At 59.7% G+C, this 20864-nt stretch carries 16 protein-coding genes; 3 read left to right on the forward strand and 13 right to left on the reverse strand.

All coding sequences use genetic code 11. From position 1 onward, the window contains the following. Positions 1-160 precede the first annotated feature (160 nt). Positions 161-601 carry a universal stress protein gene (locus tag ACTG4B_RS04820; protein ID WP_439154551.1) on the forward strand — a complete coding sequence of 147 codons (441 nt, stop codon included), beginning with the start codon at positions 161-163 and terminating at the stop codon, positions 599-601. Then, complete coding sequence (locus ACTG4B_RS04825; protein WP_439154552.1) at positions 598-2163, forward strand: alanine/glycine:cation symporter family protein; 1566 nt, start codon at positions 598-600, stop codon at positions 2161-2163. Before ACTG4B_RS04820 ends, ACTG4B_RS04825 begins: the two co-directional genes overlap by 4 nt. 56 nt (positions 2164-2219) lie before the next feature. On the opposite strand, the gene ACTG4B_RS04830 is transcribed toward ACTG4B_RS04825, so the two are convergent. The 13 genes from ACTG4B_RS04830 to ACTG4B_RS04890 form a co-directional block, all read right to left on the reverse strand. Further along, entirely contained in the window at positions 2220-3071 is an 852-nt protein-coding gene (locus ACTG4B_RS04830) for an MBL fold metallo-hydrolase (RefSeq protein ID WP_439154553.1), read from the reverse strand. Positions 3072-3181: 110 nt separating this feature from the next. Beyond that, entirely contained in the window at positions 3182-4639 is a 1458-nt protein-coding gene (locus tag ACTG4B_RS04835) for a type IV pili methyl-accepting chemotaxis transducer N-terminal domain-containing protein (protein ID WP_439154554.1), read from the reverse strand. A 229-nt stretch (positions 4640-4868) separates the two neighbouring features. Beyond that, the gene (locus ACTG4B_RS04840) at positions 4869-6467 is read right to left on the reverse strand and encodes a phosphate ABC transporter substrate-binding/OmpA family protein (RefSeq protein WP_439154555.1); all 1599 of its coding nucleotides are present in this window, start codon (positions 6465-6467) and stop codon (positions 4869-4871) included. Between the two features lie 150 nt (positions 6468-6617). Beyond that, complete coding sequence (locus tag ACTG4B_RS04845) at positions 6618-7025, reverse strand: hypothetical protein (RefSeq protein ID WP_439154556.1); 408 nt, start codon at positions 7023-7025, stop codon at positions 6618-6620. 81 nt (positions 7026-7106) lie between these two features. Further along, on the reverse strand, positions 7107-8180 hold the full coding sequence (locus ACTG4B_RS04850) for a BMP family ABC transporter substrate-binding protein (RefSeq protein WP_439154557.1): 1074 nt from the start codon (positions 8178-8180) through the stop codon (positions 7107-7109). 30 nt (positions 8181-8210) lie between these two features. After that, positions 8211-9125: an ABC transporter permease gene (locus tag ACTG4B_RS04855; protein WP_439154609.1), complete on the reverse strand. Its 915-nt coding sequence runs from the start codon at positions 9123-9125 to the stop codon at positions 8211-8213. After that, positions 9125-10204, reverse strand: a complete 1080-nt coding sequence (locus ACTG4B_RS04860; RefSeq protein WP_439154610.1) for an ABC transporter permease — start codon at positions 10202-10204, stop codon at positions 9125-9127. The genes ACTG4B_RS04855 and ACTG4B_RS04860 overlap by 1 nt, the downstream gene beginning before the upstream one ends. A gap of 45 nt (positions 10205-10249) precedes the next feature. Beyond that, positions 10250-11800 (reverse strand): ABC transporter ATP-binding protein, encoded by a 1551-nt coding sequence (locus ACTG4B_RS04865; RefSeq protein ID WP_439154558.1) that lies wholly within the window; start codon positions 11798-11800, stop codon positions 10250-10252. Beyond that, entirely contained in the window at positions 11797-12537 is a 741-nt protein-coding gene (xdhC, locus tag ACTG4B_RS04870; RefSeq protein ID WP_439154559.1) for a xanthine dehydrogenase accessory protein XdhC, read from the reverse strand. The genes ACTG4B_RS04865 and xdhC overlap by 4 nt, the downstream gene beginning before the upstream one ends. Continuing rightward, positions 12534-14888 (reverse strand): xanthine dehydrogenase molybdopterin binding subunit, encoded by a 2355-nt coding sequence (xdhB, locus tag ACTG4B_RS04875; protein WP_439154560.1) that lies wholly within the window; start codon positions 14886-14888, stop codon positions 12534-12536. Before xdhB ends, xdhC begins: the two co-directional genes overlap by 4 nt. Continuing rightward, complete coding sequence (locus ACTG4B_RS04880) at positions 14885-16240, reverse strand: xanthine dehydrogenase small subunit (protein ID WP_439154561.1); 1356 nt, start codon at positions 16238-16240, stop codon at positions 14885-14887. The genes xdhB and ACTG4B_RS04880 overlap by 4 nt, the downstream gene beginning before the upstream one ends. 177 nt (positions 16241-16417) lie before the next feature. Then, complete coding sequence (locus tag ACTG4B_RS04885; RefSeq protein ID WP_439154562.1) at positions 16418-16894, reverse strand: SRPBCC domain-containing protein; 477 nt, start codon at positions 16892-16894, stop codon at positions 16418-16420. After that, positions 16891-17223: an ArsR/SmtB family transcription factor gene (locus ACTG4B_RS04890; protein ID WP_439154563.1), complete on the reverse strand. Its 333-nt coding sequence runs from the start codon at positions 17221-17223 to the stop codon at positions 16891-16893. Before ACTG4B_RS04890 ends, ACTG4B_RS04885 begins: the two co-directional genes overlap by 4 nt. Positions 17224-17349: 126 nt before the next feature. Here ACTG4B_RS04890 and dnaE point away from each other — a divergent pair, with 126 nt between their 5' ends. Next, on the forward strand, positions 17350-20850 hold the full coding sequence (dnaE, locus tag ACTG4B_RS04895) for a DNA polymerase III subunit alpha (RefSeq protein WP_439154564.1): 3501 nt from the start codon (positions 17350-17352) through the stop codon (positions 20848-20850). Positions 20851-20864: the final 14 nt, after the last annotated feature.

Genomic DNA, 20864 nt, shown 5'->3' on the forward strand with positions numbered 1-20864 from the left:
GTCATTTTGGACTGTAATTTTGGCAAATGATAAGTTTTTTTCGCAAAATGCACTTGATCGCATAGGATGTCGGACAGGCAGGCGAAAGAACCTGCTGTCTGCATCGGGTCAATAGACCCCGTTCAATGATACGCAACAATATAAACACAGGGACATTGCCATGAGTAAGACAACATTTGTCGTCGGTCTTGATGGGTCTGATGCGGGGGCGCGGGCGCTTGCCTTTGCCAAGGACCGCGCCAAGGCTGTCGGGGACTGCCGGATCGTGATTTGTTATGTGATCGAATGGTCGCCTTTCAGTTTTCAGACACCCGAAGAGAATGAGCAACGCCACAAACGCCGCGAAGAGGAAATCGCGATGGCGCATGAACGGGTGTTGGACCCTGCATTGACGCAGGCCAAGACCGAAGGTTTTGACGCAGTGGGGATTGTCCGGCACGGGGATGCCGCCGAGATCCTGGATGCGCTGGCCGGTGAACATGGCGCCAAGCAGATCATCATCGGGCGCGTCGGCACCCGGGGTCTGAAGGAACGCATTTTCGGTGGCGTCACTGGTCGACTGGTGGCTTCGGCCTCGGTGCCGGTCACGATCATTCCATGAGAGGTAAAATCATGTCCAAATTCCATATCTTCATGACCGGGCTGATTGCTTTTCTGCTTCCCGGTATGGCCGCCGCACAAGAGGCCGTGGGCCTTGACGAGCGGATCAACACCATTTTCGCAGATTATACCGGCTGGTATGTATCGTTTATCTTTGCGCCTTTGCCTGGCACGACATTTTCCTGGATCGCGCTTTGGCTGGTGATTGGTGCGCTGGTGTTTACCGTCTATTTCGGGGCGATCCAGTTCAAGGGTTTTGTCCATTCGATCCGGCTGGTCAAAGGTGATTATTCCGATCCCAACGATGCAGGCGAGGTCAGCCACTTTCAGGCGCTTGCCACCGCGCTGTCGGGGACTGTCGGGTTGGGAAATATCGCGGGCGTCGCGGTTGCAGTCAGTATCGGGGGGCCGGGCGCGACCTTCTGGATGGTGGTTGCAGGCCTGTTCGGGATGGCGACCAAGTTCACCGAATGCACGTTGGGTGTGAAATACCGCAATGAATACCCTGACGGCAGCGTGTCCGGCGGGCCGATGTATTACATCACCAAAGGGTTCAAGGAACAGGGGCTGCCGCTGGGCGGGTTCATGGCGGTTCTGTTTTCCATCTTTACCATTCTTGGTGCGCTGGGCGGCGGCAACATGTTTCAGGCCAATCAGGCCCATGCACAGATTGCCGGCGTATTTGGGGATTTCCCGGGCTGGATCACCGGTGTCGTGCTGGCGTTGGTAACATTCGCCGTGATCGCGGGCGGTCTGAAATCCATTGCGCGCGTGACGGAAAAGGTCGTGCCGTTCATGGGGATTTTCTATGTTCTTGTGTCGATCCTGATCCTGATCATCAACTATGACCAGATCGCATGGGCGTTCGGGCAGATCTTTCTGGGGGCCTTTACCGGGCTTGGCGTCGTCGGTGGCTTTACCGGTGCGCTGATTCAGGGGTTCCGGCGTGCGGCGTTTTCCAACGAAGCAGGGATCGGGTCGGCGGCGATTGCCCACTCGGCCGTGCGGACCAAGGAACCCGTAACCGAGGGCTATGTGGCCCTGTTGGAGCCGTTCATCGACACGGTGGTGATCTGCACGATGACAGCGCTGGTGATCGTGATCAGCGGTGTGCTGAACTTTGATCCTGAAACCGGGCTTTATATCTGGAACGCCGAATTGGGCCGGATTGCGACTGATGGCGATGTGGGCGGCGTTGCGCTGACATCGGCGGCCTATGCACAGGCGTTTTCGTGGTTCCCCGTTTTGCTGATGATCGCGGTCGTGCTCTTTGCCTTTTCGACCATGATCAGCTGGTCCTACTATGGGCTAAAGGCCTGGACCTACCTGTTCGGCGAAGGTGCTGTGAAGGAGTTGATCTTCAAGATCATTTTCTGTGTGTTCATCGTGATCGGCGCGGCGGCAAGCCTTGGCCCCGTGATCGATTTTTCCGACGCCATGCTGTTTTCAATGGCAATCGTGAACATCATCGCGCTGTATTTCCTGATGCCGATCGTCAAGCGCGAGCTGAACAGCTATGTCCGCCGCCTGAAGTCGGGCGAGATCGTCAAGCACAAGCATTGATCATGTTGACATGACAAAGGGGGCGCGTTGGGACACCGACGCGCCCTTTTTCTATTTCAAAGGGAGATTACCATACCGTCTTTGCCCAGAAAAAGCGGCCCTGACCAGTGTTTGCGCACCTCTGCCGTCCAATGGGCATCGGTGAAATCGGGGTCGCCGTCGGGTACGAAATGGTTCAGCGCTAACTGCCTGACCCCCGCGTCGGCGGCGATGCGGCCCACATCTGCAGCGTCAGTGTGGCTGTTCAGGATATGCTGGCGCAAGCGTTCATCACCATTCGTCATCCGCGCGCAGAGCGCTTCGACACCCTCGCGCAGCATTGCCTCGTGGACCAGCAGATCCGCCCCGCTGGCAAAATCGGCCATCTGCGGCAGATAGGCCGTGTCGCCTGACAGGACGACAGACTTGCCCATGGCATCAAAGCGCAATGCATAGCTGTCGGTAATCGGCGGATGATGGTTGCGCATGGCCGTGACGGTGATACCGCCGTAATCGGTGACACCTTCGGCAAGTGCACTGATCTGCGCAAGGGGCGCGAAATCGCAGCGCCCCTCGTCGCGGACCCGCAGCGCGATGTCGAAATCCATGGATTGCCCGAACCCCGCCCAGTAGGCCGCAAGCCCGGCAGGGCCGATTACGGGAACGGGCCGGTTCAACCCGGCTGTCCATGCGGTGTGCAGCAAGGGGCCAAGTTCAAGGTAATGGTCGGAATGCAGATGCGTGATAAAGATCATGTCGATCCCCGTCAGGGGCACCCCCTGATCACAGATACCACGCGTCACACCCAGACCGGCATCGACAAGCACCGTCTTGCCGGCAAGTCGCAGCAGGATTGCAGTAGGCATATGCGAGCCGGGGCGAATCGCCGGACCGCCCTTGACACCCATCAGCGCCACGGAATTGGTCATGGTTCTGTCCTTTTCGATCAGTGTGACCTTATTTCCAGCCAGGTCACAAGAAAAAGCCGTGCAAACGAAACGCGCCTGCACGGCTGGTCGGTTGATGATGTGCGCCCGTTCTACATCAGGCTTTGGACGTTCACGCCAAAGGTGACAGCGCCAATGATGTCGCCCGTTTCCGGATCCGTGATCGGAAGCGATGCCTGCGACTGGTAAAATCCTGTGCTGTCGTCAAATTCCACATCCGAGATATGCAGTGCATCGGGGCCGACGTTGTAGGTTTCCTGCCACTTCGCTTCGTCGCCCTGCCAGTAGTCAGAGGTGACAGCACTTTGCGCGACGTTCAGACCCTTGTTATCCATCACGAAAACTTCGGTCACGAAACCGGCCGTTGCGTTTTGTCTTGCCAGCAACCACTGCGATACAGGTTCATTGATCAGCTTGTCGATCAGTGGGCCACCCCCTGCTTTGGCCTGTGCGCGCCAGTCTTGGTCCAGTGCGATGACCGCGTCTTCGGTCAGGTCGGCGTGCCCCAGATTTTGTGCTTTCACTGCCGCGATCAGATCGGGATCCACCAACCAGGTTGCAAGTTCATCGCGCGTATATGCGGTAAGCGGCACCCGATAAACGCCTGACTGGCCGGGGCTGGAGATCAGGTAAAGCGTGACGGTATTGTTGATCACCACGGACAGATCAGCGACCAGATCGGTAACGCGCGTCACATCATTTTCTGTCGCGGTGGCCCCGCCAAGGACCGCATCAAAGACTGGCTTCCCCTCGGTCCAGAGTGCGAGCATCTGGTCCAGGCTGCCGCTGACGGCGTCATTTGGCGGCGGGCTGATGCCTGCATTGGGAAAGCCCTCCCGCAATGCATTGAGCGACGCTTCGAAAAGGGAGACGGCCTGCTGAAGTTCTTCGCGGGTCGCGCCGCTACCCGTACCGGTTGCCAATTCGCAGATCATACGTGACATGCTGTTGGCCAGTTCGCGCTGACGTCCGATAAAATTAAAGGTAATGGCGTCCGATTGCAGCAATTCCTGCGGGTCGGAGTATTGCCCCGACACATCCGAAGCAAGGATCACCGAGGCGTCAAAAAGCGTGGCGCGGCCGGTGCTGACGACGTTTGCCTGACTTGCTGCACCATCCAACATTGCGGTGACGGCGGCATTCATGGGTTCCCAGCCGTTCCTGACGGTGCCGATGGACCGTTTGACGACAGATGACCGTTCCGCACCGGGCATCCCCAATGCAGGGTTGCCGTTTTCAAGACCCGCAAGGATCGTGTTGAAGTTGCCCTGCATCCGGGCAAGCGCTGTGGTTGCGGTGTCGCTTGCGATTCCGCCCGACAACTGGCAGCTGACAGCCGCGATACCTTCGGTCAAGGCGCGCAGCTTGGCGGAATTGTTGACTCGCGATTTGCCGCCCGAATAGGTGTCGGCCTGCTCGACCTGCGCAAACGAGGTCGCAGGCGTGATGACTGTGGTCAACAGCGCGGCCATGCCGAACAATCGGAGCGTTCGCGCAAACCACACACCGGCTGCGGCCTGTGATGTTTCGACTTTCGTGATAGCGGTCATTTGATTTCCTACTCTTCCGTTCTGCCGGGGCTGGCAGAGGTGCCTGCCAATGTCGGGTACGACATCAGCCGAAATGCCTTTGAGACGATTTTCAGAACGGTAAAACAGCCTCTGCGGTCACGTGATCAGTGTCTGGCCAAGATGAGGTCGGCGCGATCAGAAGCCCGGCTGGCCCCGTTCATGAACTTCGCACCGGGCGATCGTTTGCCGCCCGGTGCCGGTCTTTCTTTCAGCTTTGGTTCGTCGTGATCCACACCTCGACCCGGCGGTTGATCCGGCGGCCGTTTTCGGAATTGTTGCACGCTGTTGGCGCGACTTCACCGAAACCCGTTGCGGACATCTGAACATTGCCCAGGCGGTCACCGGCAAAGTCGCGCATGGTGTCCAGAACCTGTTGCGCACGCCCGACGGACAAGTCGCGGTTGCTATCGAAGGCACCCACATCGTCGGTGAACCCCACGAAGAGCACATTGCTGCCCTCTGGCTGGTCTGCGAGATAGTCGGCAAGGCGCTGCATGTTCAGCAGGCCGCGCGGATCAAGTGAGGCGGAACCGGTCCGAAAGCGGAAGGTCGTCGAAAGGCGGTCATATGCGACCATCTCTGACAACATTTGCTGCATGAGACCTGATTCATAAGTATCCGCGTTCGTATCAAGCAGCTGGCGTGCCCGGTCCCCGTTCATGGTTTGCGCGCGGCGACCGACACCAAGGTCGATGAAGCCAGCCTTGGCAATCACTTCGTCGGCCGCGTCAGAGGTCGCGTAGTCAAGCAAGGCAGTGGTGGCTGCGTCGGATGTATCAGCACGGTTGTACAGATACAGGAAGCGCTGAAGCTCGTATTCTTCGGTCCGGGCCGAGAACGTGTCGGGCGTCACTGCCAGACCGCATTCGTTGACCAGCGTAACCGGCTGTGCGCCACGCTGGAACGCATAGCCGACATAGCCGATGGCATTCGGATTGCTGTTGACGAAAGCGGCTGTTTCGTTGTTGGTTTCGATAATAGTGGCACTGGCCAGAGCTTCGGCGACATCTTCGCCAAGCACCCGATCATGAAAGACCGTGCCGGTGCCCGAACTCTTGGGGCGATCCACAACCATGATCGGCGCGTCCTGGCCGCCGACCTGTGACCAGTTGGTGATCTGGCCGGAAAAGATACCGCGCAACTGTGCCGTTGTCAGTTGATTTACTTCGTTGTCCGGGTTTGTGATCACGATCAGGCTGTCCAGCGCGATGATATGTTCCTGATTTGGGTCAATCATGTTTCCGCCGCCCGCATCACGCAGGGCGCGGGCCTCTGCTGGCAGGATGCGCCGCGAGGCCATGGCGATCTTGGCTGACTTGTCCAGCAACGCACTGAACCCGTCGGAAGAACTCGACGATGTAACCAGATAGCTGCCGATCGGATCGCCAAAGCCCTCTTCGCCCACCAGTTCAGCAACGATCTGGCCGTCCTGGGCCGTCGATGTCACGGTCGCTTCGGCGCCAAGGTTGGCGGCATACCCGGACAGCAAAAGCGGCATCACGCCGATTGCAACCCCGTCGGCACCAACGATGGCCACATCGGCCTCGGTCGTGCCAAAGCTGGGGCAGGCAGTGCCTTCGCAGCTGACGCGGGCGGCAGAAATCCGCAGATCGCCCAATCCGGTCCGGATCACATAGTTATTATCTGCAAATTCAACAAAATCCCCGACAAGGTTCACGGTGCCGTCTGCCGACTTTAGCGTGACTTCTTGACTTTGCGACAATGCGGCCGCCGGTGCCAGCATCGCCGTTGACATCGTCAAGGCCGCCAGAAACCTGCGTCTTGTATTGCGGATTCTAAGGTCCATCCTGTTCTCCATACTTGCAATTCATGCTCTGCTCGCCCCTGAACCAATCGCGAAGACAAGGCGGCGCTGTTGTTTTGTCGCTCAGCAAAACTGTGACCGATCTCTGTCAAGTTGCGCGACATTTGTGCGTAAATTGGGGCGAAACCGTGCCTAATTCTGCGATTGTTGCGTTTTGTTCACCTTGGTCGCGGGCGGACTTTCTGGCTGCTCGGAAGAGTACGATGGCCGGTCTGTGCGGCTGCGGGAATTGAAAGACGGCCATGGTGACGCCACACTTAAACAATGAAAAATATTCACAAATCCGTGTATGAGGTGCGTGCGCACGGCGTGTATGTTCTGCACAATCAGCTGCGCACGTTTGGTTTTTGGCGTCTCGAGTGCTGTTGGACTGCTGTTGTTTTGGTTGGGCGCGGGCGCGTAAATACGGTCTGTTTCGGTGCGCTTTGCCATAATTGCAATCTGCCCGCGCATGACTGGTTCGCGACGAATCGTATTGCAGCCACTGGTTGTGCCGTGATCGGCGGCGGCGCCCGCTTGAAACGCCTGTAAATGGATCACGCCCAAACGCGTTTTCGGCCTTGTGACCAACAAAAAAGACCCCGCCAAAGCGGGGTCTGATTTGAATATGCTGTGTGTAGCTTACTGCGGAATTTCGCCGGTCAGCCCTTCGACATAAAAGTTCATACCGGCAAGTGTGCCGTCATCGGCCGTTTCACCTTCGGCCAGCCATGCAGAGCCGTCCTGCTTGTTCAGCGGGCCGGTGAAGGGGTGATATTCGCCCGATGCGATGCTGTCGCGCAGCGCCTCGGCGGATGCCTTGACGTCGGCTGGAACCGCGTCGGTGATTTCACCGATGCCGACCATGCCTGGCCCGATCCCATCCCATGTGTCGGTGCTTTCCCATGTGCCGTCGATCACGGCCTGGGTCCGGGCGATGTAGTAGGGTGCCCAGTTGTCGATGATGGAAGACACGCGCGGGAAGGGCGCGAATTCGGCCATGTCGGATGCCTGACCGAATGTCACAACATTGCCGGCGGCCTGTGCGGCGGCCTGCGGTGCGGTTGAATCGGTGTGTTGCAGGATCACGTCAGCGCCCTGTTCAATCAGCACGGTGGCGGCTTCGGCCTCTTTCGCGGGATCGAACCAGGTGTAGGCCCACACGATCTTGAATTCGACGTCAGGGTTCACTTCGCTGGCGTGGATATAGGCCGCGTTGATGCCGCGGATCACTTCGGGGATCGGGAAGGACCCGATGTAGCCGATGATGTTGCTTTCGGTCATATGGCCCGCGATGTGGCCCTGCACGGCGCGGCCTTCATAGAAACGTGCGGAATAGGTGGACACGTTGTCAGCCCGCTTGAAGCCGGTCGCATGTTCGAATTTCACATCCGGAAACTTGGCCGCGACGTTCATTGTCGGGTCCATGTAACCAAACGATGTGGTAAAGATCAGGTCGGCCCCTTGCAGCGCCATTTGCGTCATGACCCGTTCGGCGTCAGGACCTTCGGGCACGCTTTCCACGAATACGGTTTCCACCGCATCGCCGAAATGCTCCTCGACGGCCAGACGACCCTGGTTGTGTTCATAGGTCCATCCGCCGTCGCCGACGGGGCCCACGTAGACAAAGCCGACCTTGGTCGTGTCTTGTGCAAAGCTGCCGGTGGTCAGACCTAATGCAAGCGTCGCCCCGGTCAGAAGTGTTTTTATCGTCATACTTATCCCCTTGGTGGACTTGGTTTCGCCTCAACGTGAGGCATGGAAAGATTGGCCCAGTGATCCTGGCGCCCGTCCCGCCCGCATAATAACCAGAACGGCGATGGTGGCCAGATAGGGCGACATGGAAAGATATTCGACCGGCACGGCCACGCCTGCCGCTTGCAGATTAAGCTGTAAAACGGTGACGCCGCCAAACAAATAGGCCCCCAGCAAAAGCCGCCATGGCCGCCAGCTTGCAAATACGACGATGGCCAGCGCGATCCAGCCAGCACCGGCGGTCATGCCTTCGGTCCATTGCGGCACCCGCACCAGCGACAAATATGCCCCGCCCAGACCCGCGCAGGCCCCGCCGAACATGATTGCCAGCAGACGCACACGTATCACGTGGTAACCCAGCGCATGCGCGGCCTCGTGATTTTCGCCGACCGCCCGCAGGATCAGCCCGGCGCGACTGTAGGTCAGGAACGCCCAGACGGCTGCGACGATCCCCAGCCCGACATAGACCATCGGATCGTGCTGAAACATGATCGGCCCGATAAAGGGAAGATCGCCCAGCAAAGGGATGTGCCAATCAGGGAAATCAGGGGCCTTGATCCCGATATAACCTTGCCCCATCAGCGCCGACAGGCCCAGCCCGAACAATGTCAGCGCCAGCCCCGTCGCCACTTGGTTTGACAGGAAAAGCTGGGTCAGCACCCCGAACACCAGCGACAATATCGCCCCCCCAAGCGCCGCCCCGAGGAACCCCAGCCATGGTGACCCGGTGTTCACAGCCACGATAAAGCCGCAGACGGCCCCGGTTATCATCATGCCTTCGACGCCCAGGTTCAGAACGCCCGCGCGTTCCACCACCAACTCGCCGATGGCCGCCAGCAAAATGGGTGTCGCCGCGACCATCAGTGACGCAAACAACAGGATCGGATTGATTGACGACAGATCCATCATGCGACCTCTCTCTTGCGCAGCCGGACGCGGTAGTTTGTCAGGACATCCACCGCCAGCAAAAAGAACAACAGCATTCCCTGCAACAACTGGATCGCCGCCCCCGGCAGCCCAAGATTGGACTGTGCAATCTCGCCACCGATATAGGTCAGCGCCATCAGCCCGCCGGCCAGTAATATCCCCACAGGGTGCAACCGACCCAGAAACGCCACGATAATCGCAGTGAACCCATAGCCCACGTTGAAATCGATGCTGACCTGGCCTGCAGGCCCGGCGACCTCAAACAATCCGGCAAGGCCCGCCAGCCCGCCTGAAATGCCCATGCAGATCAAAACCAGCAGGCCAGGGTTCACCCCGGCGAATTTAGCGGCCCGCGGGCTTTGCCCTGACAGGCGCACCTGAAAGCCAAAGATGTGGCGGGACAGCGTGACATAGGCGAAAATGACCGCGACGAATGCCGCGACGACACCCCAGTGCATCCCCGCACCTTCATTGATCCAGCTTGTCGCACTGGGATATTGGGCAAGGTTCCGGCTGCCGGGAAACCCCATGCCTTCAGGGTTGCGCATCCGGCCCAAGGCCATGGCTGCAAGTAACTGTTCGGCCACATAAACCAGCATCAGCGACACGAGGATTTCATTGGTGCCGAATTTCACCCGCAACACGCCGGGGATCATCGCCCAGAGTATCCCGCCAAGCGCACCTGCAAGCACCATCAGTGGCAGGATCAAAACCGACTCAGCCGGATAAAATGCCAATCCGACCGCCGCCCCGCAAATCGCACCGACGATATATTGCCCCTCGGCCCCGATGTTCCAGATGCCTGCCCTAAACCCGAACGACAGCCCAATGGCGATCAGCACCAAAGGCGCGCCCTTGATCAAAAGTTGCGGGCGATAATACCACGCGAATTCCGAAAACAACGGATCAAGGAAAATCGTGCGGATCGTCTCGAACGGATTTTTGCCAAGGGCGGCAAATAACAGCCCGCCGCAGATCATTGTCAAAACGACCGCCAGCAGCGGGGTTGCAAATGTCCAGACGCGCGATGGCTGGGGCCGTTTTTCCAATACGATCATCCCGTCATCCTCGCGTTGATCCACGTACGCCCGCCGGAGACATCTTTACCCAGCAACATGCAAGCCCCCTGAATTGTGCGCGTCCCGCGCGACCTCCATGTCATGCGCGCCGCCCAGCATCAGGCCGATCTGTTCCACCGTCAGCCCTTTCGCAGGGCGCGGCGACGACAGGCGGCCTTCGTTCAGTGCCGCAAAACGGTCGGAAATTTCCATCAATTCATCCAGATCCTGCGAAATGCAGATCACCGCTGCCCCCTTCGCCGCCAGATCCAGTAGTGCCTGCCGGATCGCGGCGGCGGCCGATGCATCGACACCCCATGTGGGCTGATTGACCACCAGAACATCCGGGTCCTGCATGATTTCGCGGCCAATAACGAATTTCTGCAAATTTCCCCCAGACAGCGACCGTGCCGCATTGCCGGGCCCCGGAGTGCGCACGTCAAAGGTTTTGATTACATCCTGGGCAAAGGCGCGCGCGCGGCCCCAGTGTACAAACCCGTGTTTGGCCAACGCTTGCCGGGTCGCGGCAGTCATCACCGCGTTTTCGGTCAGCGACATATCCGGGGCTGCGGCATGACCCATGCGTTCTTCGGGCGCGGTCAGCAACCCGATGTGCCGGCGGGCATTGGGGGGCATCTGGCCAATCTGCTGACCCTGATACATGATCATCCCCGCCTGTGTGCGCATCTCGCCCGACAGAACGGCAACCAATTCATCCTGCCCGTTGCCCGCAACACCGCCAATTCCCAAAACCTCGCCCCGGCGGACCTCAAGGTTGATATCTTTCAGCGCGGTGCCGAAGCGATGTGGTGCCTTGGCGCTGAGGTTTTTCAGCGTCAGGACCATGTCGCCGGCGGGCCGGTCAGGTTTTTGCGGGACTTGCAGCGCGCTCCCGACCATCAGTTCCGCCATGTCCCTTGCCGATGTCGCGCGCGGATCGCAGGTGCCGACAACCTCACCCAACCGCAACACGGTTGCATTTTCGCAAAGCGCGCGGATTTCCTCCAGCTTGTGCGAAATATACAGGATCGCAGTGCCTTCCGCGCGCAAGCGGCGCAGGGTTTCGAACAAGATCGTCACTTCTTGCGGGGTCAGCACCGACGTGGGTTCATCCATGATCAGCAATTTGGGATCTTGCAGCAGGCAGCGGATGATCTCGACCCGCTGGCGTTCACCGGCAGATAACTCGCCCACGATCCGGGTCGGGTCCAGCGGCAGCCCATATTGATCGGAAACCTTACGCACCTGTGCTGCAATTTCGCGCGGGGGGGGGGGGGCTTCCATGCCAAGGGCGATATTTTCGGCCACATTCATCGCATCGAACAGAGAAAAATGCTGAAACACCATCGCCACCCCCGCCCCGCGCGCTGCATGGGGGTCAGCGGGGGCAAAGGGTTTGCCTTCCAGCGTCATCGTTCCGCTGTCTGGTTTCACCAGACCGTAGATTGTCTTCACCAGCGTGGATTTGCCGGCACCGTTTTCACCAAGCAGTGCATGGATCTCTCCGCGTGAGATGTCAAAGGACACATCGCGATTGGCAACGACCCCGGGATAGGCTTTGGTCAGGCCGGACAGGCGCAACAATGGTTCGGTCATGCAGTACGGTTCCTTGCCCGGTTGTTCTGGTCCGCCATCATGGCGGTTGCGACGCCAAGTGCAATCGCTGCGGGATGTTTTCCAAGGGCTGGGTCACCAATCGGGCATGCAATGCGCGTGATTTGTGCAGGGTCATGCCCCAATGCGGCAAGCCGTGCCTTGAACCGCGCCCATTTCGTCGCCGACCCGATCAATCCCGTGGTGTGAAAATCGCGGCGCAGGATGGCGTGGCACAGCGCAAGGTCAATCTCGTGGCTATAGGTCAGGATCAGATGGGCGGCGTCGCCGGGTGCATGTTTCACGGCCTCTGCGGGGTCGGCCGCGACCAATGCCTGCACATCCGTCTGGGGAAACCTGTCGGCGTGGGTGTCGACCCACGTGATCGCAAAGTCGGGCAGGGGGGACATGATGTTGACAATGGCGCGCCCCACGTGGCCCGCCCCGTAAATCCAGAGCGGGCGCCGCACAGGTTCCGCCATAGGCAAGTTGCGCGCCAGTTCCAACGTGACCGACCCGCCGCAGCATTGCCCAAGCGATGGCCCCAACGGGATCGTGCGTGTCTTTTGCGTGTGACCCTTGTCCAGCATTGCGCGGGCGTCGGCCATCGCCTGCCATTCCAGCGCGCCGCCGCCGATGGTGCCTGACGTCCTGTCCGCCCAGACGCACATCTGCGTGCCTGGCCCACGCGGCACCGATCCGGCGGTTTTCGTCACGGTGATACGGATGAAATCGCTCATCCGCGCGCCCTTTGCACGGCGGCCAAGACCTCTTCGGCGGTCGCCGGCGCTTGCAGTTCAGGGTAGTATGGCCCACAGGCCCGCACAGCATCCGAAAGCGCGAGAAATGCCGAAATCCCCAGCATGAACGGCGGCTCTCCCACCGCCTTGGACCGATAGATCGTCTGCGCCGGATTGGGCGCATCCCACAATGCCACGTTGAAGACATCGGGCCGGTCCGAACAGGCGGGGATCTTGTAGGTGGACGGCGCATGGGTCCGTAGCCGACCCTGATCGTCCCAGACAAGCTCCTCTGTCGTCAGCCAGCCCGCGCCCTGCACATAGCCGCCCTCAATCTGGCCGATATCCAGCGCAGGGTTCAGGGATGCACCTGCGTCATGCAAAACGTCGGTGCGCAGGATGCGGTTTTCACCGGTAAGTGTGTCGATCACCACCTCGCTCACGGCGGCCCCTTGCGCAAAGTAGAAGAACGGCGTGCCGGTGCCCCTGATCCGGTCCCACGACAGTCCGGGTGTCTTGTAGAAACCGGTGGACGACAGGCTGACCCGGTTCTGATAGGCGGTCATCGCAGCCGTAGCGAATGTCATTACCTGCGCGCCAACATGTACCTGACCGTCAGCAAAGCAGACATCTTCGGCTCGCGCCTGGTGCAGCTCTGCCAGACAGGCCGCGATGCGATCGCGGATCGTATCACAGGCATTGGCCACGGCCATCCCGTTCAGATCCGACCCCGACGATGCGGCGGTGGCAGATGTATTGGGGACTTTGCCTGTATCCGTGGCGGTAATCTTGACTGCACCTACGTCGATCCCAAAGCGTGCTGCCGCGACCTGCGCGATCTTCTGAAACAGGCCCTGACCCATTTCGGTGCCGCCATGGTTCATATGCACCGACCCGTCCTGATAGACATGTACTAGCGCCCCGGCCTGATTGAGATGCGACAGCGTAAACGAAATCCCGAATTTTACCGGGGAAAACGCGATGCCTTTCTTCAGGATCGGATTGGCCGCATTCCAGTCGGCAATTGCGGCGCGCCGGCAATGATAGTCGGACGTCAGCAAGAGAGCATCTGTGATCTCGTGCAGGATGAAATCCGTGACCGGCATGTGATAAGGCGTTGTCTGTATAACGGCCCCATCCGCCTTCTTCTGTTCAGAAATACCTTCGGGGGGGCGCGCAGCGCGGGGGGCAGAAGGCCCCCCTCTGTCCATCGCCCCATAGTAATTCCGCTGGCGAATTGCGACCGGGTCCTGCCCCAGATGCGCGGCGATATGGTCCATGACCCGTTCGATCCCCAGCACTCCCTGCGGGCCACCGAACCCGCGAAAGGCGGTGGCGGATTGTGTGTTGGTCCGCAGACGGTGCGACGTGATCCGTGCGGCGGGCAAGTGATACGCATTGTCGGCATGCAGCATGGCCCGGTCAGCCACCGGGATTGACAGATCAAGCGCCCATCCGCAGCGCGTCATCTGCACGAAATCCACTGCCGCAACCTGCCCGTTTGCATCAAATCCCACGTCATAGCTGATGCGGAAGTCATGGCGCTTGCCGGTGATCACCATATCATCGTCGCGATCATAGCGCATCCTGCAAGGCCGGCCTGTCAGCCGTGCCGCAACCGCGCAGGCCACAGCCAGCGCATTGCCCTGACTCTCCTTGCCACCAAAGCCGCCACCCATGCGGCGCACCTCGCAACGCACGGCATGCATCGGCAGGCCCAGTGCTTCGGCCACTTTGTGCTGGATTTCGGTGGGGTGCTGGGTGGAACTGTGCACCACCATATCTCCGCCTTCCTGCGGCAAGGCAAGTGCAGCCTGACCTTCGAGATAGAAATGTTCCTGCCCGCCCATTTCGATCGTGCCTTGCAGGCGATGGGTGGCACAGGCCAACCCCGCGTCCACGTCGCCCTTGGTCCAGATGCGGGGCCCGTCCTCGAACCGGCTGTCGGCGGCAAGTGCTTCGTCGATGGTGAGGATCGGGGGGCCGGTCTGGGTTGTGATGTCGGCACGGCGGGCCGCACTGCGCGCCGCCAGATGACTGTCTGCCACCACCAGAAATACCGGCTGGCCAAGATAATGGATATCACCTGTAGCCAGCAACGGTTCATCATGGATGGACGGTGACACGTCATTGGCGAATGGCAGATCATCTGCCGTCAGTACGGCCACAACACCGGGTGCGGCCTGCACGGCGTTCAGATCAAGCGCGGTGATCTGGCCGCAGGCAACCGGCGACAGCCCGAACGCCAGGTGCAACGTCCCAGCCGGCGCGGGAATATCGTCGATATATCGCGCGGTCCCGGTCACATGCAGCCGCGCGGCATCATGGGCAAGCGGTTTGGCCACGCTCATGGCGTCACCTCCAACACGGATGTGGCGTGACCCGTGCGGTCCGCAAAATAACGATACAGCAGATTTTGCGCTGTCCGCAGGCGATATCCGGCAGAGGCGCGCATGTCGCTCATCGGGGTATAATCAGACGCAAAAGCCGCTGCGGCGGTGTCGATGGTGGCCATTGTCCAAGGCTGACCGACCAGCGCGGCCTCGACCGATGTTGCCCGATGTGGCGTGCCTGCCATGCCGCCAAAGGCGATACGCGCGGCAGTGACCTGACCATCGGCAACGGTGACATTGAAACAGCCACACAGCGCCGAAATATCCTGATCGAACCGCTTGGAAATCTTGTAGCAGCGCAGATCGGGCGCATGGCGGGGCAGCGTGATTCCTGTTACCAGTTCGCCGGGTGCGCGGTCCTGTTGGCCGTATGCAACAAAGAAATCTGCGATCGGCACATCCCGCGTCGTGTCGCCTTGGCGCAGATGCAAAGTGGCGCCCAGTGCGATCAGTGCAGGCGGGTTGTCCCCGATGGGCGAGCCGTTGGCGATATTGCCGCCGATGGTCGCGGCATTGCGGACCTGCACCGACCCATAGCGGCGGATCATCTCCGCGTATGACGGATGATCCTGACCGATCGCCGCCAGCACCTCGGTCATCGTCGCGGCGGCCCCGATATGGATCGTGTCCCCGGCTTTGGTGATCGCGCGCAAATCGGCGCAGCGGTTCAGAAAGGCGACCTGCGGCAAGTCCCGCATTTGTTTTGTCACCCATAGCCCGACATCGGTCGCCCCTGCGATGAGTGTCGCATCAGGGTTGGCGGCATACCAGCGCGCCAGATCGTCCAGCGTTTCGGGGGCATAGGTCCGGGCGTCAACCGCTGGTGCCGGATCTTCCAGCCAAGCAGGCACAGGTTCGGCCTGTGCGGCCTGTGCGGCCCGGATGATCGGCGCATAGCCGGTGCAGCGGCACAGATTGCCTGCAAGCACATCGTCATGGTCAGTGCGGCCCTGCATATGCGCCGCCACCATCGAGCCGATAAAGCCCGGTGTGCAAAAGCCGCACTGCGATCCGTGATGATCGACCATCGCCTGCTGTACGGGATGCAATGCCCCGTCCGGGGCACTGATGCCTTCGACCGTGCGCACGGATTTGCCGTGCAGTTGCGGCAGGAACAGGATGCAGGCATTCAGCGCCTTTGGCCCGGTATCATCCTGCACCACCACAGTGCAGGCGCCGCAGTCGCCTTCGTTGCAGCCTTCCTTGGTGCCGCAAAGCGCGCAATCGATCCGCAGCCAGTCCAGCAAGGTGCGGGTCGGCTCTGCGTCCACCTGCACGGTTTCCCCGTTGAGAAGAAACGTGACGTTCATGATGTAAAAACCTGCCGCCTTACCGATGATCCGGGGCCTGGCTGATGTCGATGCGGCGTAGACATCAGCCTCCGTTGTGTCGTCATGAAAGCTGGGTCAGGCCGTTTTGGCAAGTCACTTGTGACGATAAAAGGTTTTTGAAATGTGCAGATGCCTTTTTTCAGGGCACTTTGACGGTCACACCATTGGGGCAAGCGCGGCAAGCTGATCTGTCGCAACGCCCCAGCCCTGTTCGAAACCCATGGCATTGTGCTTGGCTGCCCCTGCGGCATCGGCATGCAGGATGCGCACGTCATAGCGGCAACCACCGTCCTGGGCCGTCATCGTCAGGTCGATGACAAAAGGGAAATCAAAGTCACCTGTCCCGATCAGAACCGGCACAAAACCGGCCCGCATCATATTTGTCGTCACCAGACGCGCACCCGGTTGGGCGACCAGTACGCAACCCTCGGATGTCATGTCGCCATGATCTCGCACCCGCATCGTTGAATTGAACCTGCCGCCGGGAACCGGATCAACTTCTGCCATCAGGGTTTCGACGGGCTTGGGCGCAAACCACTGTTTCAGCAGCGCAGGTTCGGTCCAGCAGCGCCAGACAGCCATCGGGCTGGCCGCGATCTGGCGCGACATTTGGAGTGTATTGTCTGGGATCATTGTGGTGTGCTTTCATCAAGGTGCCGGGCGAGTTGGTCAAGCTGGTCAAGCCGGGTTTCCCAAAGGTGGCGTTGCCAAGCCAGCCAGCCCTGGGCGGCGATCAGGGGTGCGGCTTCGATATGGCACGTGCGCACGCGCCCTTTCTTGATCGACCGTACCAGACCTGTTTTTTCCAGAACGCCAAGATGGCGCATGAAGGTCGGCAAGGCCATCGCATGGGGGGCATGCAGTTCGGTGACGGTGGCCGGACCGCTGGCCAGGCGTTCGATTACCGCCCGTCTTGTCGGGTCTGCCAATGCGCCAAAGAAGGAATCAAGTTGCTGTGTCATACCTGCCATCATTGGCGTCGCAGGTCCGCAAGTCAATAAAGTTAGCGATATAGCTAAGTAATGAGCAGTGACCAGCATGGGCGAAAGGCGGCTTGTGCCGACGCCTGCATGGGATACCTTGCACCCATGGCAAAAGCACCCCGATTCATTCACCTGCGCGTCCACACTGAATATTCCCTGCTGGAAGGGGCTGTTCCGGTCAAGAAACTACCGGGTCTGGTGGCAGATATGGGTATGCCCGCCGTGGCTGTCACCGACACCAATAACATGTTCTGTGCGCTGGAGTTTTCAGAAGGCGCCGCGAAGGCAGGGCTGCAACCGATCATCGGCTGTCAGGTTGATCTGACGTATACCGCCGCCGATCCGGGCAAACGCCCCGAGGCGCCTGCGCCGATCGTGCTGCTGGCGCAGTCCGAAGCGGGCTACATGAACCTGATGAAGCTGAATTCCTGCGCGTATCTCAAAGGTGACGGGCAGGTGCCGCAGGTCACACTGGACGAGTTGGCGCAGTATAACGCGGGGCTGATCTGTCTGACCGGGGGGCCTGACGGCCCTGTAGGACGGCTATTGCGGCAGGGCCAGCGGCCAAAGGCCGCGGCGTTGATGGACCGGCTGGCGGCCACCTACCCCGACCGGATCTATGTGGAATTGCAGCGCCACCCCGGCGATGGCGGGCTGCCAGAGGCGGAACACCTGTCTGAACGTGGCCATATCGAAATGGCCTATGCCAAAGGTCTGCCGCTTGTCGCGACAAATGATGTCTATTTCCCCAAAACCGCGCTGTACGAGGCGCACGATGCGCTGATCTGTATCGCCGATGGGGCCTATGTCGACCAACAAGAGCCGCGACGCCGGTTGACGCCGCAGCACTATTTCAAGTCCCCGCAAGAAATGGCGACACTGTTTGCCGACCTGCCCGAAGCGTTGGAAAACACCGTCGAAATCGCCCGGCGTTGCGCGTTCAAAGTCTATAAACGCGACCCGATCCTGCCGAAGTTTGCGGACGACGAAGTGGCAGAACTGCGCCGTCAGGCGCAGGAAGGCCTGAAGGCGCGGCTGGCCGTGATCCCCCATGCAGCGCCGGTGGCAGACTACGAGGCGCGGCTGGAGTTCGAGCTGGGCATCATCGAGGGTATGGGCTTTCCCGGTTACTTCCTGATCGTTGCTGATTTCATTAAATGGTCCAAGGATAATGGTATTCCCGTTGGGCCGGGGCGGGGCTCTGGTGCCGGGTCGCTGGTGGCCTATGCGCTACTGATTACCGATTTGGACCCGCTGCGTTACAGCCTGCTGTTCGAACGGTTTCTGAACCCCGAACGTGTGTCGATGCCCGACTTTGATATCGATTTCTGCATGGACAGGCGCGAAGAAGTGATCCGCTATGTCCAAGACAAATACGGGCGCGACAAGGTGGGGCAGATCATCACCTTTGGTGCATTGTTGTCCAAGGCCGCGGTGCGTGATGTGGGCCGCGTGTTGCAGATGCCCTATGGGCAGGTGGACCGTCTGTCCAAGATGATCCCGGTGGAAGGGGTGAAACCCGTGTCCATCGAAAAGGCGCTGGCCGATGAACCGCGTCTGCGCGAAGAGGCCAAGAACGAAGAAGTCGTGGACCGTTTGCTGACCTATGCCCAACAGGTTGAAGGGTTGCTGCGCAACGCATCCACCCACGCCGCCGGTGTGGTGATTGGGGACCGCCCACTTGATGAACTGGTGCCACTTTATCAGGATCCGCGCTCGGACATGCCCGCAACGCAGTTCAATATGAAATGGGTGGAACAGGCCGGGCTGGTGAAGTTCGATTTTCTGGGCCTGAAGACACTGACCGTGATCCAGAACGCTGTTGACCTGATCCGCAAGACAGGCCGCCCGCTGAACGTTGCTGCCGATGGGACAGAGCTTTATCAGCCACCCGAGGGCTTTGAATATGACATCGGGGCGATCCCGCTGGACGATGAAAAATCCTATCAGCTTTATGCCAGCGCCAAGACGGTCGCCGTGTTCCAAGTGGAATCCAGCGGCATGATGGATGCGCTGAAACGCATGAAGCCGACCTGTATCGAGGATATCGTGGCGTTGGTCGCGCTTTACCGTCCCGGCCCGATGGAAAATATCCCGACATATTGCGAGGTGAAGAACGGGCAAAAGGCGCTGGAATCGATCCATCCGTCGATTGATTATATCCTTGAGGAAACCCAGGGCATCATCGTCTATCAGGAACAGGTGATGCAGATCGCGCAGGTCATGGCGGGCTACAGCCTTGGCGGTGCCGACCTGTTGCGCCGCGCGATGGGTAAGAAAATCGCCGAGGAAATGGCCAAGGAACGCCCCAAGGTCGAAAAGGGGGCGATGGAAAACGGCGTTGACAAGAAAAAGGCGACCGAGGTTTTCGATCTGCTGGAGAAATTCGCCAACTACGGGTTCAACAAATCGCACGCCGCCGCCTATGCGGTGGTCAGTTACCAGACGGCATGGCTCAAGGCGAACCACGCGGTGGAATTCATGGCGGGTGTCATGAACTGCGATATCCACCTGACCGACAAGCTGGGTGTCTATTTCCAAGAGGTGAAAAAGGGGCTGGGGCTGGATTACACCCCACCTTGCGTGAACCGGTCAATGGCGACGTTCGATGTAAAGGACGGTAAGCTGGTTTACGGCTTGGGGGCGTTGAAAAACGTAGGCGTCGAGGCGATGAAACTGATCGTTGAGGGGCGGGGGGCAAAGCCGTTCGTCAACCTTTTTGATTTTGCCCGCCGGGTTGATCTGAAACGGATCGGCAAGCGTCCGCTGGAAATGCTGGCCCGCGCAGGGGCGTTCGATGTGCTTGATCCGAACCGCAGACGCGTGTTCAACAGCCTTGATGCGCTGACCGGGTATTCAGCGGCGATCCACGATCAGAAATCATCCAACCAGGTGTCGCTGTTCGGCGAAGCAGGCGATGATCTGCCCGAACCCCGCCTTGCTGGTGGTGAAGACTGGCTGCCTGCCGAAAGGCTGGCCGAGGAATTCAAGGCGATCGGGTTCTACCTGTCGGGACATCCGTTGGATGACTACATGGGCGCGCTGAAACGCAAGCAGGTGCTGACGCTGGACGAGGTGACAGCCAAGGCAGAGCGCAGTGAATGTATTGTGAAAATGGCGGGCACGGTTTCAGGCAGGCAGGAACGCAAGTCGGCGCGCGGCAACCGCTTTGCCTTTGCGCAATTGTCGGACCCGACCGGCCAGTATGAGGTGACGCTGTTTTCCGATGTGCTGGATGCATCGCGGGATTTTCTGGAAACCGGCGCACAGGTCGTGATGACGGTGGTGGCGACGATGGAAAGCGACCAGTTGAAATTGCTGGGCCGCTCGGTCAGCCCGATTGACAGCGTCGTGGCCGATGCCGGCGGGGCTGGCCTGCGGGTGTTCATCGACACGCCTGATGCCATCGGGTCGGTTGCAAGTATTCTGGAAAACGCCGCACGTGATAATGTGCGGGCCGGGCGCGGGCCGATCTATTTCTGCCTGATGGGTGATGACCTGCCCGGCGAAGTAGAATTGGATCTGGGGCAGGAATTCCCTGTGAACCCGCAGATCAAGGGTGCGTTGCGCAGTCTTGGCGGCGTGATCGAGGTAGAGGATGCGTAGGGTGCGGTGACCCC

This window comes from Yoonia sp. (genome assembly GCF_965660735.1).
Classification (GTDB): domain Bacteria; phylum Pseudomonadota; class Alphaproteobacteria; order Rhodobacterales; family Rhodobacteraceae; genus Yoonia.